Source organism: Anaeromyxobacter sp. SG17 (assembly GCF_022690695.1).
Classification (GTDB): Bacteria; Myxococcota; Myxococcia; order Myxococcales; family Anaeromyxobacteraceae; genus Anaeromyxobacter; species Anaeromyxobacter soli.
The window spans coordinates 49,324-68,768 of record NZ_JALCYX010000007.1 but is presented as its reverse complement, the minus strand read 5'-3'; the positions used below and the strand labels follow the sequence as shown (position 1 = coordinate 68,768).

The following is a 19,445-nucleotide window of genomic DNA, read 5'->3' as shown; positions in this document are numbered from 1 at the left end:
GGCTCGCGGTCCCGCGTGAGGCGCGCTACGGTCCCCGGTAGACGGTGAGGCCGCCGTTCGCGCCCTTCCAGGTCGCCATGTGGCTGAAGTAGACGATCCGGCCGTCCACGCCCGCGTAGGCGTCGATCTGGATCGAGCCGACCGGGTTCTGCTGCGCGAAGAGCGGGGCGGTCTTCGGGACCGGGAACGTCCAGGCGCCGTCCTTGTAGCGGCCGATGACGCCGTAGCCGAGGCCGGCCCAGACAGAGCCGTCCTTCGGGTCGCAGGCGACCGAGTACACCGCGCACACGGACGTGCCGGCCTCGTCCCAGCAGTACTCCGGCGGGATGGCGACGTGCTCGAACACGTCGTCCAGGAGCGGCTCGCCCGGCGCGCGGCGCGCGAGCCCGTGGATCTCGGAGGCGATCCAGAGCGTCCCGTCCGGGCAGAAGGAGATCGAGCTCACCGCGTCCTGGTAGGCGGGGTTGTTCGCCCAGAACTCGGTGGCGGACGTGAAGATCGGGTCCGGCCAGACGTCGTAGAACCCGGTCCAGGCCGACCAGTCGCCGTCCTTCGGCGGGAACATCGGCGCGTTCCAGCCGTCGGCGCGCGCCCCCGCGCCCTTCTTCACCGCGAGCCGGATGCCGTTCGCGGCCCACGGATCCCCCGTCGTCGGGTCGATGGCGAGGGCGGTGGCGGTGCCGGTGATCATCTCCCCGCCCGGCTTCCGGGGGACGCCGTTCTCGTAGATGACGCCGCGGAGATCCGGGTGATCGTGCTCCCACACGTCCTGCGCGGCCTCGAAGCCGGGGTACTTCGTGGCGTCCACGTGCCAGCCGCGCTCCGCGGCGTTCGCGATGAGGACCGAGAACGAGCCGTGCGAGCCGGCGAACCAGACGTCCCCGTAGTGTGAGCCGCGCGCGGTGTCGTGCTCGACCGCGATGCGGTGCACCTGGCGGACCTTCTTGCGGCCGAGGTTCCAGAAGTCGTAGGCGCCCGTCTCGTTCACGCGCTCCGGGGGCGCCGCGATGAACACGTGCCGCGCGCGCGCGAGCGTGCCCGCCGCCGCGTCGAAGTCGACCACGTCCGCTCCGCCCGACGACATCCACCACTCCGGGTCGAGGTCGCCGTCGGTGCCCATCCCCATGAAGCCGAGCACCGCGCGGCCCGGCGCGGCGCCGGCGACCGAGATGACGGGGCACAGCAGCGTCTGCGCCTCGTCGCAGTTCGTGGTGAGCCCCGCGGACTTCGCGTCGAAGGCCTTGAACTCGGCGTCGGAGCGCGCCTTCGCGAACACCGCCGCGCCCGCCGCCACGTACACGTTGCCGGCCTCGTCGGGCGACGCGTCGTAGACCCCGACCTTGTCTCCCTCGGCGGCGTAGAACGACCAGCTGCCGACGGTGGCCGGCGCCGCGAGCGTCACCGCCGGCTGAGCGTCGGGCGGCGGCACGACGACGGGAGGATCCACCGGCGGCTGCACCGGCGGAGGCACCACCGGCGGAGGCTGCTCCTGCGGCTGCTTCGCGCCGTCGCCGCCACCGCCGCCACACGCCGCGAGGAGGGTGGCTGCCACGAAGACCCACTTCCTGCCGAGACGTCCGCTCACTCCGCTTCCCCTTTCGACGACGCGCCGCTCGCCCTGCCGTCACACGAGCGGCTTCACGTCGGGACGCTGAGCGTCGCGCCGCGCGCGAGCAACTGCCGCCACGGGACGGCCCCACGGCCGAGGCACGCAGGGGGATTCCCGTCCCGGGGGCTTGCTGCCGGCGAGGCGCAGAACGGTGGGCGGAACTCCGCCCCCGCGAGTCCTCGACGAGGTCCCGACGCGACCGACCAGGCTCCCGCCGGCTGACCGGCGGATCGACCGAGCGGCGCTCGGATGCTTGCGGCCCGGCCCTCCGGTCGCCTACGGTGAATGCCCCGTCTGGAGGCGTCGTGGACCCGGAAGGAAAGCGCGAATCCGTCCTGCTCGTCCGCGCCGGCGGGCGTGCGTGCGCGATCCCGCTCTCCCAGGTGATCGAGACCCTGCGTCCGCTCCCCACGACGCCGTGCGCGGGGCTCCCGCCGTTCGTGCTCGGGGGCGCCGTGGTGCGCGGCGCGGCCGTCCCCGTGGTGGAGCTCGGCGCGTTCCTCGGCGTCGCCCCCGCGCCGGCGACCCGCTTCGTCCTCGTCCGCTGCGGCGCTCGTCCCGCCGCGCTCGCGGTGGACTCCGTCACGGGCGTCGCGTCGATCGCCGGCGGGGACCGGACGGCGACGCCGCTCCTCGGCGCCGCGGACGGCGGCGCCATCGAGGCGCTCGGCGCGCTCGACGGCGAGCTGCTCGTCCTCCTGCGCGCGGCGCGGATCGTGCCGGACGGCGCGTGGCGCGCCATCACCGGGCAGGAGGACGTCGCGTGATCGGCCCGGCCCGCCCGGATCAGGTGGAGCGCTTCCGCCGCGCGCTGGGCGCCCGGCTCGGGCTGCGGTTCGACGACGACAAGCTGGACCTCCTCGCGCAGGTCGCGGGCGAGCGGGCCGAGGCGACCGGGGTCCGGTCCATCGACGCGTACGTCGCGCGGCTCTCGACGGACGCGAGCGGCGACGAGGTCCGGGCCCTGGCCGAGCGGCTCACGGTCGGCGAGACCTACTTCTTCCGGAACACCAACGACATGGAGGCGTTCACGGGCGCGGTGCTGCCGGACCGGGTGAGCCGGCGCGGCGTCGACCGCCGGCTCCGGCTCCTGTCCGCCGGGTGCGCCTCGGGCGAGGAGCCGTACACGCTCGCGATGCTCGTCCGCGCTACGCCGCAGCTCGCGTCCTGGGACGTGCGCGTGCACGGGATCGACGTCAACCCGGCCGCGATCGCCCGGGCGCGCGAGGCGCGCTACTCGGCCTGGTCGCTGCGGCAGACGTCGCCCGCGCTGCGCGCCCGCTTCTTCCGCCCGGAGGGCCGCGACTTCCGAGTGGTCGACGACGTGCGGGCCCTCGTCACGTTCGAGGAGCGGAACCTCGTCGACGAGGATCCCGAGCTGTGGGCGCCCGGGAGCTGGGACGTCGTCTTCTGCCGGAACGTCGTCATGTACTTCTCGCCCGAGGTGTTCCGGCGCGTGGTCGCGCGGATCGCCGGCGCGCTCGTGCCCGGCGGCTATCTCTTCCTCGGCCACGCCGAGACGCTGCGCGGCGTCTCGACCGACTACCACCTGCGGCAGTCGCACGGGACCTTCTACTACCAGTCCCGGGGCGCCGACGAGCGCGGGCTCGCGCCCGCCCTGACGCAGGAGGAGCTCCCGGCGCCGACGCCCCCGCCCGACGCGCGGACGGCGTGGGTGCAGGCCATCCAGGACGCCTCGGAGCGCGTCGCCCGGTTCGCCGCGGCGGCGCGCGCGCCCGCGCCGCGGGACGCACCTGCCGGGCAGGACGCCCCGCCGGCCCAGGCCGACGCGGCCCCGTCCGCCGACGGCGCGCGCGTCGCGCTCGCGCTCGAGCTCCTGCGGCGAGAGCGGTTCGCCGACGCCCTCGCCGCGCTGGGCCCGCGGCCGGCCGCCGGCGAGGAGGACGTCGACGCGCTGCTCCTCCGCGCGGTCCTCCTGACGAGCAGCGGCGACCTGGCGGGCGCGGAGCACGTCTGCGCGCGCATCCTCGAGCGCGACGAGCTCAACGCCGAGGCCCACTACCTCCGCGCGCTCTGCCGCGAGCACGCGGGCGACCCGCTCGCCGCCGCGGACCACGATCGCTACGCGCTCTACCTGGACCCGACGTTCGCGATGCCGCGCCTCCACCTCGGCCTCCTCGCGAAGCGCGCCGGCGATCTCGAGCTCGCGCGTCGGGAGCTCGCGCGCGCCCGCGTGCTGCTCGCCGGCGAGGACGGGTCGCGCATCCTCCTGCTCGGCGGCGGGTTCACGCGCGAAGGGCTGCTGGAGGTGTGCCGCGCCGAGCTCGGCGCATCCGGGGGGACGGCGTGAGCGACGAGACGACCCTCGAGGGAACGGTCGCCGCGCTGCGGGCGGCCTTCGACGCCGCGTTCGCGGCGCCCTCCCAGGGGGCACGGCGCGATCTGGTCCCGCTGCTCGCGCTCCGCGCGGGCGGCGCCGAGCTCGCGGTCCGCGTGCTCGAGAGCGCCGGGCTCCTCCCGGCGAGGGTCGTCGTGCCGGTCCCGAGCCGGCGGCCCGAGGTGCTCGGCGTCTGCGGCCACCGCGGGGCGGTCCTGCCCGTGTTCAGCCTCGCCCGGTTGCTCGGGCTCCCCGACGCCGGCGAGGCGCCGCGGTGGATGCTGCTCGCTGGCCGCGAGGAGCGGGTCGCGCTGGCGTTCGAGGCGATCGAGGGGCACGTGCTCGTGCCGCCGTCGGCGCTGCAGCGGGCGGCGGGGGAGGGGCTGGGCCACCTCCCGGAGATCGCGGAGCTGGGCGGCGCGGGGCGTCCGGTGGTGAGCCTCCCATCGGTCCTGCGCGCCATCACGGAACACCGACCTGGAGAGTGACATGGAGCGAAGGCTCACGTTCTCGCAGAAGCTCGCGCTGGGGTTCGCCCTCGTCGTCGTGGTCGCGCTCGCGATCGCGGGCGTCGCCGTCCTCTCCCTCCGCGAGACGGTGGCGAGCAAGGACGCGGTCATCGAGCTCGCGGCGCGGCGGCTCGTGAGCGCCGAGCGCCTGAACGCGATGAGCTTCAGGAAGGCGGCGGAGGCGCGGGCGTACGTCATGACGAACGACGCGCGCTACCTCGAGGCGATGCGGACGGCGCGGGGGGAGATGCGCCGCGTCCTCGACGAGCTGCTCGCGCAGGAGCACGACGACGCGCTCCGCCGGCTGCTCGACGAGGTCGCCCGCGTCGAGGGGGAGCACGGGGCCGCGGTGGACGCGATCCTCGCGGACGCTCCCCGGGAGAAGCTCGAGGTCTCGGCGGCGCGGCTCGAGCGGGACGTGAGGCCCCTGCGCGAGCGGCTCAACGCCGCGGTCGAGACCTACATCGCCCGGCAGCGCGAGCTGCTCGAGGCGCGGCGGCGCCAGTCCACCGAGGCGGCGGCCGACGCGAGCCGGGTGGTGGTGGTCCTCTCGGTCGCCGGCGTCGCCCTCGCGGCCGCGCTCGCGATCCTGCTCGGGCGCACGCTCTCGCGCCAGATCGCCGGGGCGGTCCGCCACGTGGAGACGTCCTCCGCCGAGCTCAAGGCGGCCGCGGGCCAGCAGGCGACCGGCGCGAAGCAGCAGGCGAGCGCGATGGCCGAGATCACGACCACCATCAACGAGCTGCTCGCGACCTCGCGGCAGATCTCGGAGAGCTCCCAGCGCGTCGCGTCCATCGCGTCCGACACCGCCTCCGCCGCCCGGACCGGGGATCACGCGGTCCAGCGCAGCCAGGAGGCGGTGGGGGGCATCCGCCGCCAGGTGGAGCTCATCGTCGATCACATGCTCGACCTCGGCCGCAAGTCGCAGCACATCGGCGGCGTCGTCGAGATCATCAACGAGCTCGCCGAGCAGACCAACATCCTCGCCATCAACGCCACCATCGAGGCGGCGGGCGCGGGCGAGGCGGGGAAGCGGTTCCAGGTGGTCGCCGAGGAGATCCGCAAGCTCGCCGACCGCGTCGCCGGCTCGACGAAGGACATCCGCGTGCTCGTGGACGAGGTCCGGGCCGCGGTGAACACGACGGTGATGGCCACGGAGAGCGGCTCCAAGGCAGCCGAGGCGGGCGCGCGCCAGTTCGCGGAGCTGGCCGCCGCGTTCTCCCAGATCGCGCGCCTCGTCGGCTCGACCACCGACTCCGCCCGCGAGATCGAGCTCTCCACGAAGCAGCAGGCGACCGCGGTCGAGCAGGTGAACGAGGCGATCGCGAACGTCGCGCAGGCGACGCGCGAGGCGGAGGCGAGCTCCGGGCAGTCCCTGCAGACCGCCTCCGAGCTCGCGGCGATGTCCCGCGACCTCGCCCGGCTCGTGCAGAAGCGCGACGCCGCGTGAGCGCGATGGCCCGCGATCGCTACAAGTACTTCCGGATCGAGGCGCGCGAGCTGCTCGACGGGCTCTCGCGCGGGCTCCTCGAGCTCGAGCGGTCGCCGGAGGACCGCGCGGTGGTCGCGCGGCTGCTCAGGCTCGCGCACACGCTCAAGGGCGCGGCGCGGGTGGTGCAGATCCAGGGGATCGGCGACCGCGCGCACGCGGCCGAGGACGCGCTCGCCGCGCACCGCGACGCGGGCGACCCGCCCGTGCCTCGCGAGCGGACGGACGAGCTCCTGCGCCTCGTGGACGAGATGTCCGCCGCGGTCACCGCGCTCGATCAGCCGTCGCCGCCGCCCACCGCGCCCGCGCCGGGGGACGCGGCGCCCTCCGCGCGCCCGGACGGGCCGATCCGCACCGTGCGCGTCGATCTCCACGAGGTGGACGCCGTCGTCGAGACCACGCTCGAGGCGGGCGTCCACCTCGCGACCCTCCGGCGGCAGCTCGGGACGCTCGATCACGCGAAGGAGATCGCGCGGGCCCTGGCCGATCAGCTCTCGGTGCGGCGCGGCGAAGGCGGCCCGCCGCCCGCGCGCCTGCGGCCGCTCGTCGACGAGCTCGCGCGGACGCTCGATGGGGCGCACCGCGCGCTCGACGTCCGGGCGGATCAGGCCGAGCGCGAGCTCGGAGAGGTCCGGCACGCCGCCGACAGGCTCCGGCTCCTGCCGGCCAGGGCCATCGCGGGGCCGCTCGAGCGCGCGACCCGGGACGCCGCGCGCGCGCTCGAGCGCACGGTGACCTTCGAGCTCGCGGGCGGCGGCGTGCGCGTGGAGGCGAACGTCCTCACGGCGATGCGCGAGGCGCTCCTGCACGCGGTGCGCAACGCCGTGGCGCACGGGATCGAGCCGGCGGCCGAGCGCGCCGCGCGCGGGAAGGCCGCGCCGGGCCGGGTCCGGATCGAGGTAGAGCGGCGCGGGACGCGGGTCGCGTTCCGCTGCGTGGACGACGGGCGCGGGGTCGATCTCGAGGCGGTCCGGGCCGCCGCCGCGCGCAAGGGGCTCGTCTCCGCCGCCGACTCTGCCGCGCTCGACGACGCGGCGCTCACCGCGCTCCTCCTGCGAGGCGGCCTCTCGACGAGCGCCACCGTCACGGACGTCGCCGGGCGCGGGGTGGGGCTGGACGTCGTGCGCGACGTCGCCGCGCGCCTTCACGCGGAGGTCGCGATCCGCACCGAGCGCGGGCGCGGGACGCAGGTGGAGGTGGTCGTGCCCGAGTCGCTCACGGCCCTCACCGCGCTGCAGGTGGAGGCCTCGGGGGCGGTGGCGGCGGTGCCGCTCGACGCCGTCCGGAGCGCGACGTTCCTCGAGAGCGACCGCGTGGCGCACACGGCCGAGGGGGCGGCCGTCGCCCTCGGCGGCGCGCTCCTGCCGTTCGTTCCGCTCGCGAGCGTGCTCGGCCGCCCTCGGCCGTCCGGCTCCCGCCGCGCCTGGTCCGCGGTGGTCGTCGAGGCGGCGGGGGGACGCATCGTCCTGGGGACCGATCGCCTGGTGGGCACCGCGGAGGTCGTGGTGCGCCCGCTGCCGGCGTACCTGCGGCTCGATCCGGCCGTGGCGGGCGCGGCGCTCGACGGCGAGGGGAACCCGCGCCTCGTCCTCGATCCGGCAGGGCTCGTCGCGGCGGCGCGGGGCCGCTCCACCCAGGTGGAGGAGGCGCGCGCGCCGCGGGCGCCGATCCTGGTCGTCGACGACTCGCTCACGACGCGCATGCTCGAGCAGAGCATCCTCGAGTCCGCGGGGCACGAGGTGGACCTCGCCGTCTCCGCCGAGGAGGCGCTCGAGAAGGCGCGCACCCGGAGGTTCGGGCTCTTCCTCGTCGACGTCGAGATGCCCGGCATGGACGGGTTCGAGTTCGTGCGCGTGACGCGCGCGGACCCCCGGCTCTCGTCCACCCCGGCGATCCTCGTGACGTCCCGGGGGGCGCCGGAGGACCGGGCGCGCGGCCTCGCCGCGGGGGCGAGCGCGTACGTGGTGAAGAGCGAGTTCGATCAGGCGCGCCTGCTCGCGACCATCGAGGAGCTCCTGGGGTGACCGTGCCGATACGCGTGCTCGTCGTGGAGGACTCGCTCACCGTCCGCAAGCGCCTCGTCGAGGTGCTGTCGTCGGACCCGGAGCTCCAGGTCGTGGGCGAGGCCGAGGACGGGCGGCGCGGGATCGAGCTGTGCCAGCGGCTCCGGCCGGACGTCGTCACCCTCGACATGATGATGCCCGTGATGACCGGCGTCGCCGCGGCCGAGTACATCATGGCGTACTGCCCGACGCCCATCCTCGTCGTCTCCGCGTCGACGAACCGCGGAGAGCTCTTCCGCACCTACGACGCCCTCGCGGCGGGCGCCATCGACGTGCTGGACAAGCCGCTCGGGACGGAGCCCGACGGGGTCTGGGAGGAGCGGCTCCGCGGCACGGTGAAGCTCATCTCGCGCATCAAGGTGATCACGCACCCGCGCGCGCGGCTCGGGGCCATGTCGCAGCCGGCCGCGGCGGCGCCGCTCGCGGGTGAGCCGGCGGGCCCGACGCGGCTCGTCGCGATCGGCGGCTCGACCGGCTCGCCGGCGGCGGTGGTGGAGATCCTCCGCCGGCTCCCGCCGGAGTTCCCGCACCCGATCCTGCTCGTCGTGCACATCAACGAGCCCTTCGGCATCGCGTTCGCCGAATGGCTGGACGGGCTCTCCCCGCTGCGCGTCCGGTATGCGCGCGACGGCGAGCGCCTCGCCGAGCGCGGACCCTCGACGGTCCTCATGGCGCCCCCGGGCCGGCACCTCGCCGTCGAGCGGGGGGTCCTCAGGCTCGACGACGGTCCCGAGCGTCACAGCTGCAAGCCCTCGGTGGACGTGCTGTTCGAGTCGATCGCGCGCGACGGCGGCGCGGGCGCGCTCGCCTGCCTGCTCACCGGCATGGGGCGCGACGGCGCGCAGGGCCTCCTCGCGATCCGGCGGGCGGGCGGGGCCACGATCGCCCAGGACGAGGCGACCTCGGTGGTGTTCGGCATGCCCCGCGAGGCCATCCTCCTCGGTGCGGCGCAGCGCGTCCTGCCGATCCATGAGATCGGCGCGGCGATCGCGGCGCGCGCCGGCACGCCCAGGAGGTCGCCATGAGCGCCGTCCTGGTCGTCGACGACAGCCTGACCGTGAGGATGCACCTCGAGGAGGCCTTCTCCGCCGCGGGGTTCGAGCCCGTCCTCGCCGCCGACGTCGCGAGCGCGCGCCGCGCCCTCGCGTCCCGGCCGTTCGCGCTCGCCGTGCTCGACGTGCTCCTCCCCGACGGCGACGGCCTGGAGCTGCTCGCCGAGATCAAGGGCTCCCCGCAGCACGCGGGGACGCCGGTCGTGCTCCTCTCCACGGAGGCGGAGGTCCAGCACCGCGTGCGCGGCCTCCAGACGGGCGCGGACGAGTACGTGGGCAAGCCGTACGACGCGGCGCAGGTCGTGGCCCGCGCCCGCGAGCTCGTGCGCCGCCGCGCCGGCGCCGACCTGGGCGCCGCCGCGCGGCCGGTGCTGCTCGTGGACGACAGCGTGACGGCCCGGGAGGAGCTGCGCGACGCGCTCGAGCGCGCGGGGCTGCAGGTGGTGACCGTCGGCAGCGGCGAGGAGGGGCTCCGCGTCGCCGCCGAGCGGCGGCCGCGCGCCATCGTCGTCGACGGCGTGATGCCCGGGATGGACGGCGCCACGTTCATCCGGGAGATCCGCGCCGACGCGGCGCTCCGCACGACCCCCTGCATCCTGCTCACCGCGTCGGGTTCCGTGGGCGAGCTCAGCGCGCTCGACGCCGGGGCCGACGCCTACGTCCGCAAGGACGAGGACGGGAACGAGCTCGTGCTCGCGCGGCTCCAGGCGCTGCTCCGGAGCGCGACCTCGGCCCCCGAGGAGACCGCGGCCGGCGCGCCCACGGCGAGGCGCATCCTCGTCCTCGGGGCGAGCACCGCCCCGCTCGGCGACGTCGCCGAGACGCTGCGCCTCGAGGGGCACGACGTGGTGACGGCCGCCACGTCCGAGGAGGCCCTCGCGCTCCTCGCGGTGGATCGGGTCGACGCGATCCTGGTGGAGGCGACGCGGCAGGGAGACGCCTCGGCCGCCGCGTGCCTGCGCATCCGGGGCGACGCCAGGTGGCGCCACGTGCCGCTCCTCGTGGTCGGCGAGCGCTCGGAGCCGGAGGCCACGGTGGACGCGCTCGCGGGCGGCGCCGACGACTACGTGCCGCTGTCGAGCGGGCCGCTCGTGGCGCGCGCGCGCGTCCACGCCCAGCTGCGCCGCAGCCAGTTCGAGGACGAGAACCGGACGCGCGAGGGGTACGCGCGCAGCGCGGCGATCCTGGAGACGATCTCGGACGCGTTCTTCGCGGTCGGGCGGGACTGGCGCTTCGTGTACGTGAACCACGCGCTCGAGGAGATGGTGGGGGCCCCGCGCGACGCGCTCGCCGGCGAGGTCCTCTGGGAGCGCTGCCCGTTCCTCGCCCGGGGCCAGCCGCGCGCGGAGCTGGACCGGGCGGTCGAGGGCCAGGTGCCGGTGACGTTCGAGGCGCGCGAGCCGGGAGAGCGGTGGATCGAGGTCCGCGCGTTCCCGCACCGCGACGGCCTCACCGCCTACCTGCGCGACGTCACCGAGCGGCGGCGCACGCAGGAGGTGCAGGCGCACCTCCTCGGCATCACGGGCCACGATCTCAGGACGCCTATCTCGGTGGTGCGCGTCTCCCTCGACGTCGCGCTCCGCGACCCGCAGCTCTCCGAGCGGCACCGGCGCGTGCTCGGGCGCGCCGCCGGGGCGGCGGCGCGGATGTCACGACTCGTGAATGACCTGCTGGACTACTCGAGGGCCCGGCTCGGACGGGGGATCCCGATCGCGCCGCAGCCGACCGATCTCGACGCCATCTGCCGGGACATCGTCGAGGAGGTGAGCAGCGCGAACGGCGGCCGGAAGATCGCGTACCACCCCGGCGCCGACGGGTCGGGCGAGTGGGATCCGGATCGCATCGGACAGGTGCTCACGAACCTGCTCACGAACGCGGTGCGCTACAGCCAGGAGGGCGCGGCGGTGTCGCTCGCGTGGAGCGCGGAGGGAGACCGCAGGGTCATCGCGGTGCACAACGAGGGGTCCCCCATCGACCCCGCGCTCCTCGCCAACATGTTCGAGCCGTTCGAGCGCGGCCGCACGGCCGCGAGCGGCGGGGCGGGACTCGGCCTCTTCATCGTGAGGGAGATCGTGCGCGCCCACGGGGGGAGCGTGGCGGTCACCTCCGAGGCGGGGCGGGGCACGACGTTCTACGTGAACCTGCCGGCGCGCGCGGGCTGAGGCACCGGCGCCGTCCCCACCTCGACGCTCGTCACCCGTCTCCTGGGGCGTTCAGGTCCCGCGCTGGATGAGCTCGACCTTGTAGCCGTCGGGGTCCTGCACGAAGGCGATGACGGTCGTGCCGTGCTTCATCGGCCCGGCCTCGCGGGTGACCACGCCCCCGCGCCGCTTGATCTCCGCGCACGCGGCGTAGGCGTCCGGCACCTCGAGGGCGACGTGGCCGTAGCCGCTGCCGAGATCGTAGGAGCTCGTGTCCCAGTTGTGCGTGAGCTCGAGCGCCGCGTGCTCGGACTCGGGACCGTAGCCCACGAACGCGAGCGTGAAGCGGCCGTCCGGGTAGTCCTGCCGGCGCAGGAGCTTCATCCCCAGGATCTCGGTGTAGAACGCGATGGAGCGCTCGAGATCGCCGACGCGGAGCATGGTGTGGAGGATGCGCACGATCGTCTCCTCGCCGCCGGTTCGAGGTCGCGGCGGTCGTGGATTAGCACGGGACCCGGGGAGACGCGACCACGGCGGCGTACGGCCCTCGCAGGGGCCGCACGCTCGCCCGCCGCGGCGCTCAGCGGAGATACTTCTGCGCCGCCAGGGCGGCGATGGTGCCGTCGGCCACCGCGGTGGTGATCTGCCGGAACCGCTTCACGCGGATGTCGCCCGCGGCGTACACGCCGGGGATCTCGGTCTCCATGTCGTCGGTCGTCTTCACGTAGCCGCTCGGGGCGAGCTTGACGTAGCGCGCGAGGAGGTCGGTGCGCGGTACCATCCCGATGAACACGAACACGCCGTCGGTCGGGAGCCGCTTTCGCTCCTGGGTCCGCAGCGCCTCGACCTCGAGCGCCTCGAGCGCCGTCTCGCCGTGGAACGCCCGCGGCTCGTGTCCGAACAGGACCTGGATCTTCGGGTTCGTGAGCGCCTCGCTCACCGAGGCCGGCTCCGCCTGGAACTGCTCGAACTGGTGGACGATGGTGACGCTCCGCGCGAACTGCGTGAGGAAGAGCGCCTCCTCCACGGCGGAGTTCCCGCCGCCGATGACGTGGATGTCCTTGCCCTCGAAGTAGGCGCCGTCGCAGGTCGCGCAGTAGGAGATGCCGCGGCCCTTGAACGTGTCCTCTCCCGGGACCCCGAGCGGGCGCGGCTTCGCGCCGGTCGTCACGATCACCGCGCGCGCCTCGACCGTCTCCGACTCGTCCAGCTCGAGCGTCTTCACGAAGGGCGCGAGGTCGTGCGCCGTGATCTCGACCGAGCGGCGGATCTTCGCGCCGAAGCGCTCGGCTTGCCTCGCGAACGCCAGCGAGAGCTCGGAGCCGTGGATGTCCTCCGGGAAGCCGGGGTAGTTCGACACCTTGTGGGTCGTCTTCACCTGCCCGCCCGGGATGCTCTCGTCGATCACGAGCGTCCTGAGCCTCGCGCGCGCCGCGTAGATGGCGGCGGTGAGTCCGGCGGGTCCAGCCCCGATGACGACGACGTCGTAGCGCTCGTTCATGGCCAGGAGCTCCCGCTCAGGTGAGCAGCGCCTCGACGGCGGACTTCAGCGCGGACCGCTTGATGTCCTCGCCGGTCATGCGCGCCCCCACCTCGCGCCCGCCCTTGAAGAAGACGAGGGTCGGGCTGCCGGTGACCCCGAGCTGCGTCGCGAGCTCGCGGTTGCCCTGCCGGAAGACCTTGAGGAACCGCGCCCTGCCCGCGAACTGCTCGGCGACCGCCTCGAACTTGGGCGCGAGCGCCTCGCAGGGCGGGCACTCGGTGGAGAAGAAGTCGAGCACGACCGGGGTCTCTGCCCCGAGCACGCGCTCCTCGTACTGCGCGGCGTTGATCTCCTCGACGGATGCGGCCATCGGACCTCCAGGCAGACCTCTCCCGTCCGGAGGATCCGGAGGCCGGGGGAGGTGAGGGTGGGAAAAGGAGCGGGGCGGACCCCGCGGTGCTTCAGTCGTGGCAGCCCGAGACGAGCGGGGATGCCTTGGCGCAGCACTGCGCGACCTTCTCCGGCGCGCAGCAGGTGGGCTTCTTGAGCGTGGTGAGCAGCTTCATCGCGCTCTCCTTCAGGGTGCGAGGTGGGACTCGATCTTCTCCTTCAGGGCGCGAGCGGCGTCGCAGTCCTCACACGGTGCGTCCGGCTTCACCTTGTGTGTCTGGCAAGTCGCGAGGCAGTTCACGAGCGACTGGACCATGATCCGCAGCTCCTTAGGGGAGAGCTGCAGGACCGTCTGCGTTGCCGCGGGGACCATGTGCGCCTCCAGGAACGGGTGCGTCGGATCCTCACGCCGTTGAGTACGAGCCGCTGAGGGCACGCGGGGTTCGCGACATGCGGTCGCAGGCGGGGTGGCGCCCCCCGGGATGTGACCCGGGACGGTCCGCATCCCGCCCGGTCAGGTATCGAGGCCGTAGTACCGCGCGCCCAGCCCGTAGAGCTCGACGACGGGGCGGCAGTCGGGCGCGAGCGGCGTCCCCTCCCGATCCCACGCGATGGCGCCGCAGCCACCGCCGCAGACCGGCGCGGAGGCGCACCCCGCGCAGCCCGGGATCGTGAGCGTGCTGCGCGACCGCCAGCGCGCGATCGCGGCCTCGTCCCGCGAGACGACCGGGTAGTAGCGGCCGAGCATGTGGGCCGGGTGGCCGACGGTCGCCGTGCAGCCGTACAGGCTCCCGTCGGGGCCGAAGGCCCACTCCTTCTTCGCCGCCGGGCAGGCGTCGAAGTTCGGCGCCGGCAGCTCGCCCGTGTCGGCGAGGTGGCCGATGCCGTGGAACCGCGGACGGTGGAAGCGGCGGAGCACCGGGTGCGCCTCGGCGAGCTCGAGGTAGTGGGCCCAGAGCTCGACGCGATCGAAGAGGTCCTCGCGGCGCTGGCGCGAGGCGCAGCCGAACAGCTCGTAGTTCCGGCCCACCTGCGTCTTGAAGCGCGAGGCCGGCAGCTCGAGCCAGCCCTTCGCGTCCGCGAGCTCGGCGAGCTCCGGAAGCGCGGGCAGGTTCTGGCGATCTGCGACCACGCGCAGGTTCACGGGGATCCGGGCGCGGACGAGCGCGTCGATGCCCGCCACGATCCGGTCGAAGGTGCCTCGCCCGCTCGCGTGTGGCCGCCGCGCGTCGTGGACCTTTCGCGGGCCGTCGAGCGTGACCTGCACCTCCTTGACCGGGCCCGCGGCGAGCGCGGGGAGGAAGGCCTCGAGATCGTGGCCGTTCGTGACGAACGCGAGCGAGAGGCCCCGCTCCCCCGCGCTGCGGAGGAAGTGTCCGATCCGCTCGTGGTGCGCGGGCGTGTCACGCAGCGGCTCGCCGCCGAAGAGCGTCACGTAGGGCCGCGGCGTCTCGGCGGCGTGGTTCGCGTCCACGTAGGCGAAGAACGCCTCGACCGCCTCCGGCCGCATGAGCGTCGCCGCGGAGGGGTCGAAGACCTCCTGGTAGCAGTAGGTGCACGCGAGGTTGCAGCCGAAGCTCGGGACCACGATGAGCTGCGTCGGCGCCCGCGCGGCCTCCTTCTCGAAGTCGGCGCGCGCCCGCGCGAGGAGCGCGCGGTCGTCGTCGTCGGACTCGACCACGAAGGCCGCGGCGCGGAGCGTCTCCTCGGGCAGCGACGCGGGGAGCGGCCCGCCCCGGTAAAGCGCGCGGAGGGCGGCGGCGTCCTCGGCGCCGACGAGCGCGGCCTGGCCGGTGAGCGGCTGCACCAGGAGCACCTGGGCGGAGCCGGGGATGGGCGCGACGAGGGTGGAGCGCGAGAGGCGCATCGAGGCCTTCCCCGGCGCTAAGGGCGCCGGCCCTTCAAGGTGATCGAGAGGACGCGCACGCCGCCCTTCTCGTAGGGCGCCGTGCGGCGCAGCACGCTCACCTCGGCGAGGCCGGCCGCGGCGATGGCGGCGAGGTAGTCCGCCTCCGGGATGGCGCCCCCGTAGCATGCGGCCCAGGCGGCCGGGTCGTTGCGCACGGAGTCGGGGAGGGCGGTCTCCGAGACGACGTCGGAGACGACGAAGCGCCCGCCGGAGCGGAGCAGGCGGTGCACCTCCCGGTACACGGCGGCCTTGTCCGGCGCGTGGTTGATGGCGCAGTTCGAGACGACGACGTCGGCCTCGCCGTCCGGCAGCGTCACGGCGGCGAGGTCCGCGCGTACGAGCCGCACCTGCGCGAGGCCTCCCGCGAGCTCGCGCGCCGCCGCGATCATCGCCGCGTTCGCGTCGACGCCGATCGCGCGGCCGCCGGGGCCCACGGCCTCGGCCGCGCGCAGGAGCTCGCGCCCGCGGCCGCAGCCGAGATCCACGAGCGTCTCGCCCGCGCCGGGCGCGGCGTGCTCGAGCACGCTCCCGCAGGAGAGCGAGCCCGCCGTGCTGGCGAGGGGGGAGTACCGGGCCTCGAGCGCGCGGTCGAGGTGCGAGGGGGCGTCGCCGGGGAGGGGCATGTCGGGAGTCTCGCTCCCGGGAGAGCCAGCGGGAAGCGCGGAGGTTCGTGGCGACGGGACGAGGACCCTGGTATGCACACGCGGGTCGAGGGCGGCCACCACGAGGGGACGGCGCCGCCCGGTTTCAGCGTTCGGACACCTGACGATGCTGAGGGCGAGGACCGAGGGCCATCGAGGCGGCGAGCGGACCGCGACCGCCACCCGCGCGATCCCCACCCACTGGGAGCTCGCCCGCGCCTCGCTGTGGCTCGGCACGATCGGGTTCGGCGGCGGGGTGAGCGTGCTCGGGATGATCGGGCACCTCGCGGTCGATCGCCGCCGCTGGCTGACGGAGCGGGAGTTCGCCAACACCACCACGGTGTCGCAGATGCTCCCGGGCGGCGCCGCCGCGAACGCGCTCGCGCACGTCGGCCTCCGGCTGCGCGGGATGAGCGGGGCGCTCGCGGCTTACGTCGGCTTCGTGCTGCCGGGGGCGCTCCTCACGCTCGCCCTCGCGTGGGCCTACGTCCGGTTCGGCGTGCAGCCGCGCGCGGAGGTGGTCCTCTCGGGCCTCAACGCGGCCGTGGTGGGCATCGTGGCGGCGCTCGCGCTGCGCATGGTCCGGACGTCGATCGGACGGCCGTGGCAGATGGGCGTCGCGGCGGTGGCGCTCCTGCTCAGCATCGCCGGCGGGGCGGCCTCCGGCGAGATCGCGGCGCTCGGGATCGCCTCCGGGCTCGTCATCGACCTCATGCTGAAGCGCGCGCGGCTCGCCCGCATCCGCCGGGCGCCCCGCAAGCCGTCTCCGCCGGTGGCGCTGCCGGACGAGGGTCAGCCGCTCGAGCCGCTGCACGAGACGCGCGGCGCGGACGGGGGCGCTCCGCTCGCCGTGGTGGCTCCCCTCGGCCTCCTCACCCAGGCCGGCGTCGGCGGCCTCGTCGCGATCGGCGCGCTCTTCTTCCGCATCGGGCTCGGCGCATACGGCGGCGGGTTCGCGATCGTGCCCCACCTGCACGCCACGGTGGTGGACGCGGGCTGGATCACCGAGCAGCAGTTCAGGAACGCCATCGCCGTCGGGAAGCTCACCCCGGGGCCGGTGCTCCTCATGGCGACCTTCATCGGCTACGTCGCGCGCGGGTTCCCCGGCGCGATCGTGGCGACGGTCGGGATCTTCGCCGCGCCGTTCGCGCTCGTGGTCGTGCTCGGGGGCTGGCTCCTGCGCATGCGCTCGCGGCGGGCGATCCGCGCCGCGCTGCGCGGCCTCACCCCGGCGGTCGTGGGGCTCATGGCCGCCGCCGCGGTCACCCTCGGCGCGTCGATGCGCGGCCCCGCCGACGTCGGGATCGCCGTCGCCACCACGCTCACGCTGTCGCGCTTCCGGATGAGCCCCGTCCTCGTGCTCGTCACCGCCGGGGCCGTCCGCTGGGCCCTGACGCTGGCGGGGGTGTGAGGGGCACGTGCGCGTGGGCGTTCCGGCCTCCCCTGTGCTATATCCGCCGACCCGTAGTCGATGGCCCCGTAGCTCAGCTGGATAGAGCGGCGGTTTCCTAAACCGTAGGCCGTGGGTTCGAGTCCCGCCGGGGCCACTTTTGGGGTCAAGTCATCCCACTTGACACATGACCGCTGGGCGCCTGGACGCTTCGCGGGGGCTCCCCGCGCCGATGATCGGCCAGGTCCAGACGCCGGTTGCTCGACCGACCCTCAGTCCGGGTCCGGATAGACGTAGACGCGCAGGGGCGTGGCCCCCTCCTGGACATCCGCCTCGCCTGCGTACCTCGCGCCGAGCCGCTCCGCCACGCGGATCGCGGCCGCGTTCCCGGCGAGGATGTGGCTCGCGACCCGGCGCGCGCCGACGACCTCGTGCGCAAAGCGCAGCGACCGCGCCGCCACCTCGCCGGCGTATCCCTTCCCCCACGCGGAGGGGACGAGCGCATAGGCGACCTCCACGTCCGTCCAGGGCTCGAACTGCACGAGCCCGCCGCGCCCCACGAATGCGCCGGTGGCGCGCTCCTCGATCGCCCACGGCCCGAAGCCGCGGAGGTGCCAGTGACCGAGCGCCGCGCACAGGGAGCGGAACGCCGCGGCGCGGTCCTGCACCTCGCCGATGTGCCGCATGACCGTCGGGTCGGCATTCATCGCGGCGTACGCGTCGAGGTCGTCCAGACGAAACGGGCGGAGGACGAGGCGTTCCGTAGTGAGCGTCGGGATGGCCATTGGGGGTCAAGACATGCCACTTGACACATGATCGACGGAGAGTAACTTCGCCCCGTGGCGCGGGCGCGACGTCTCGATATGCCAGGAGCGTGGCATCACGTGATGCACCGGGGAGCACGGCGCGAGCCGATCTTCCGGCGCGATGATCACTGCTTGCTGTTCCTGCAAAGCCTCGAAGAAGCAGTCGAGCATCACGGGCTCGAGGTGCATGGCTATTCGCTGATGCCGAATCACTATCACCTGCTCGTCCGCACTCCTCTGGGAAATCTCTCGCGTTGCATGAGGCACGTCAACGCGACGTACACGCAGCGCGTGAACCTGCGACATGGCTGGGACGGGCCGATCTTTCGCGGGCGCTTTCGAAGCCAGATCGTCGACGACGACTCGTACCTGGAACACGTCTTCGCTTACATCCACCTGAACCCATTCCACGCGGGGCTCGCCACTCGCATCGACGATCCGTGCTGGACGAGCTTGCGCGCCTACCTGGGCAATGAGCGCGCGCCCGCGTGGCTCCGGACGGAGGTCTTCACTGAACGTTTCGGGGGAAGGGCGGCGATCGGCGAGGCGATCAGAGCGCGGCGCAAGCGCCGGGATCAGTGGCCGGAGGGCCTGGATCGCGAGGCCGGCTGGATACGGACGGCCGAGCGGACCGAGCGGCTGCGGCAGGTCGGCGCGGCGCGCAGGGCATCGACGACCGCGGTCAGCATCGGCGAGGTGCTGAAGCAGGTAGCGCAGGTGGCGGGGTGCACGGTCGCCGACGTCAAGGAGCGGGAGATGGGGCCCGGCGCGAATCCGGCGCGGCGCCTGGCGGTGTGGGCGCTGAGTCGCGCACAGGTCTTCTCGCACCGCGACATCGCGGCTGCGTTGGGGATGAGCCAAGGCAACGTCGCGAAGGTCCTCTCGCGCCTGCGACAGGAGCGCCCTCCGGCTCCGCTCGCCGAGTGGATGGAGACGCTGGTCGCGCGGCTAGTGGGAAGTGGAAGGTCTTGACCCCTCGAGCGACGCGGGTGGGTACAGCGCCGTGACGTCCAGCCAGGTCTCGAAGCTCTCCCCGCGGTGGACCATCTTGTAGCGGCGGACGGAGCCGCAGACGTCGAGGTCTGCCTGGGGGCCCGCCTTGCGCAGCTCGACGATCTGGTCCTGCGCACAGCCGTGATCGAACCTGACCGCGCTGATGAGGAATGGCGACAAGCTCGTCGTTCCGCCGTGGGCCGATGCGACGCGGGACGCAGCACAGCCGGACGAGCCGGCGACGACGAGCCAAAGTGACAGCGCAGTAGTTGCTCTCACGGTTCACCCCTGGGCGATGGTACCGGGGGCATGACCCCCGCCCGCACTGTCCGTTAAAGAGCGCCCCTTCCGGTGGTCGCCCGGTAGCCGGCGCTTCAGGTAGCCGGCGCGGCGCTTACGCCCCCGCCAGGCACCCCGCGTGTAGGTGACTTGGTTCCATGTGCTCTCGGTGCAAGCCTCTCCCCCACTGGCGTGCGTCCATACGGTCGCCCTGGACTCGAAGAGGTGGGCGCCTGCCCGCACGCACGAATCGATTGGCTCGTCTCGGTGGGGGTCCCAATGCAGCTCTGTTCTCGAAGGGTTCTCTGGCTCGCTTCGGCACTGATCGGCGCGCTCGCGGCGGCTCCTGCGCT

Annotated in this window: 18 protein-coding genes and 1 tRNA gene; 10 read left to right on the top strand and 9 right to left on the bottom strand. The window is 74.2% G+C overall.

Features of this window, described 5'->3' with window-relative positions:
- Positions 1 to 25 precede the first annotated feature (25 nt).
- On the bottom strand, positions 26 to 1,552 hold the full coding sequence (locus tag MNY60_RS05290; protein WP_242360128.1) for a hypothetical protein: 1,527 nt from the start codon (positions 1,550 to 1,552) through the stop codon (positions 26 to 28).
- A gap of 362 nt (positions 1,553 to 1,914) precedes the next feature.
- Here MNY60_RS05290 and MNY60_RS05285 point away from each other — a divergent pair, with 362 nt between their 5' ends.
- Genes MNY60_RS05285 through MNY60_RS05255 form a run of 7 tightly spaced genes read left to right on the top strand, consistent with a single transcriptional unit; the run spans position 1,915 to position 11,222 of the window.
- Positions 1,915 to 2,376 (top strand): chemotaxis protein CheW, encoded by a 462-nt coding sequence (locus MNY60_RS05285; RefSeq protein ID WP_242337392.1) that lies wholly within the window; start codon positions 1,915 to 1,917, stop codon positions 2,374 to 2,376.
- The gene (locus MNY60_RS05280; protein ID WP_242360127.1) at positions 2,373 to 3,920 is read left to right on the top strand and encodes a CheR family methyltransferase; all 1,548 of its coding nucleotides are present in this window, start codon (positions 2,373 to 2,375) and stop codon (positions 3,918 to 3,920) included. The genes MNY60_RS05285 and MNY60_RS05280 overlap by 4 nt, the downstream gene beginning before the upstream one ends.
- Positions 3,917 to 4,435, top strand: coding sequence for a chemotaxis protein CheW (locus MNY60_RS05275; protein ID WP_242338100.1), 519 nt, complete (start codon positions 3,917 to 3,919; stop codon positions 4,433 to 4,435). The genes MNY60_RS05280 and MNY60_RS05275 overlap by 4 nt, the downstream gene beginning before the upstream one ends.
- Before the next feature lies 1 nt (position 4,436).
- Complete coding sequence (locus MNY60_RS05270; RefSeq protein WP_242338098.1) at positions 4,437 to 5,906, top strand: methyl-accepting chemotaxis protein; 1,470 nt, start codon at positions 4,437 to 4,439, stop codon at positions 5,904 to 5,906.
- Positions 5,907 to 5,911: 5 nt separating this feature from the next.
- On the top strand, positions 5,912 to 7,969 hold the full coding sequence (locus MNY60_RS05265; protein WP_242338126.1) for a response regulator: 2,058 nt from the start codon (positions 5,912 to 5,914) through the stop codon (positions 7,967 to 7,969).
- A complete protein-coding gene (cheB, locus tag MNY60_RS05260) occupies positions 7,966 to 9,033 on the top strand; it encodes a chemotaxis-specific protein-glutamate methyltransferase CheB (protein ID WP_242338095.1) in 1,068 nt (355 codons plus the stop codon). Before MNY60_RS05265 ends, cheB begins: the two co-directional genes overlap by 4 nt.
- Complete coding sequence (locus tag MNY60_RS05255; RefSeq protein ID WP_242338093.1) at positions 9,030 to 11,222, top strand: response regulator; 2,193 nt, start codon at positions 9,030 to 9,032, stop codon at positions 11,220 to 11,222. Before cheB ends, MNY60_RS05255 begins: the two co-directional genes overlap by 4 nt.
- 51 nt (positions 11,223 to 11,273) lie before the next feature.
- On the opposite strand, the gene gloA is transcribed toward MNY60_RS05255, so the two are convergent.
- The 6 genes from gloA to MNY60_RS05225 form a co-directional block, all read right to left on the bottom strand.
- The gene (gene gloA / locus MNY60_RS05250) at positions 11,274 to 11,660 is read right to left on the bottom strand and encodes a lactoylglutathione lyase (RefSeq protein ID WP_242338091.1); all 387 of its coding nucleotides are present in this window, start codon (positions 11,658 to 11,660) and stop codon (positions 11,274 to 11,276) included.
- A gap of 121 nt (positions 11,661 to 11,781) precedes the next feature.
- Positions 11,782 to 12,702: a thioredoxin-disulfide reductase gene (trxB, locus tag MNY60_RS05245; protein ID WP_242338089.1), complete on the bottom strand. Its 921-nt coding sequence runs from the start codon at positions 12,700 to 12,702 to the stop codon at positions 11,782 to 11,784.
- A gap of 16 nt (positions 12,703 to 12,718) precedes the next feature.
- Entirely contained in the window at positions 12,719 to 13,054 is a 336-nt protein-coding gene (locus tag MNY60_RS05240; protein ID WP_242338087.1) for a co-chaperone YbbN, read from the bottom strand.
- Between the two features lie 207 nt (positions 13,055 to 13,261).
- Positions 13,262 to 13,447 carry a hypothetical protein gene (locus MNY60_RS05235; protein ID WP_242338085.1) on the bottom strand — a complete coding sequence of 62 codons (186 nt, stop codon included), beginning with the start codon at positions 13,445 to 13,447 and terminating at the stop codon, positions 13,262 to 13,264.
- Positions 13,448 to 13,588: 141 nt separating this feature from the next.
- Positions 13,589 to 14,941, bottom strand: a complete 1,353-nt coding sequence (locus tag MNY60_RS05230) for a radical SAM/SPASM domain-containing protein (protein WP_242360126.1) — start codon at positions 14,939 to 14,941, stop codon at positions 13,589 to 13,591.
- A gap of 17 nt (positions 14,942 to 14,958) precedes the next feature.
- Positions 14,959 to 15,606: a methyltransferase domain-containing protein gene (locus tag MNY60_RS05225; protein WP_242360125.1), complete on the bottom strand. Its 648-nt coding sequence runs from the start codon at positions 15,604 to 15,606 to the stop codon at positions 14,959 to 14,961.
- A gap of 145 nt (positions 15,607 to 15,751) precedes the next feature.
- Here MNY60_RS05225 and chrA point away from each other — a divergent pair, with 145 nt between their 5' ends.
- Entirely contained in the window at positions 15,752 to 17,035 is a 1,284-nt protein-coding gene (gene chrA, locus MNY60_RS05220; RefSeq protein WP_242356114.1) for a chromate efflux transporter, read from the top strand.
- 62 nt (positions 17,036 to 17,097) lie between these two features.
- Positions 17,098 to 17,171 (top strand) — tRNA-Arg (locus MNY60_RS05215).
- Positions 17,172 to 17,286: 115 nt separating this feature from the next.
- Here MNY60_RS05215 and MNY60_RS05210 read toward each other — a convergent pair.
- Entirely contained in the window at positions 17,287 to 17,799 is a 513-nt protein-coding gene (locus tag MNY60_RS05210) for a GNAT family N-acetyltransferase (RefSeq protein WP_242356112.1), read from the bottom strand.
- Between the two features lie 78 nt (positions 17,800 to 17,877).
- On the opposite strand from MNY60_RS05210, the gene MNY60_RS05205 reads away from it, so the two are divergent.
- Positions 17,878 to 18,792 carry a transposase gene (locus MNY60_RS05205; protein WP_308197115.1) on the top strand — a complete coding sequence of 305 codons (915 nt, stop codon included), beginning with the start codon at positions 17,878 to 17,880 and terminating at the stop codon, positions 18,790 to 18,792.
- On the opposite strand, the gene MNY60_RS05200 is transcribed toward MNY60_RS05205, so the two are convergent.
- A complete protein-coding gene (locus tag MNY60_RS05200; RefSeq protein ID WP_242356109.1) occupies positions 18,769 to 18,993 on the bottom strand; it encodes a hypothetical protein in 225 nt (74 codons plus the stop codon). The genes MNY60_RS05205 and MNY60_RS05200 overlap by 24 nt on opposite strands.
- Positions 18,994 to 19,445: the final 452 nt, after the last annotated feature.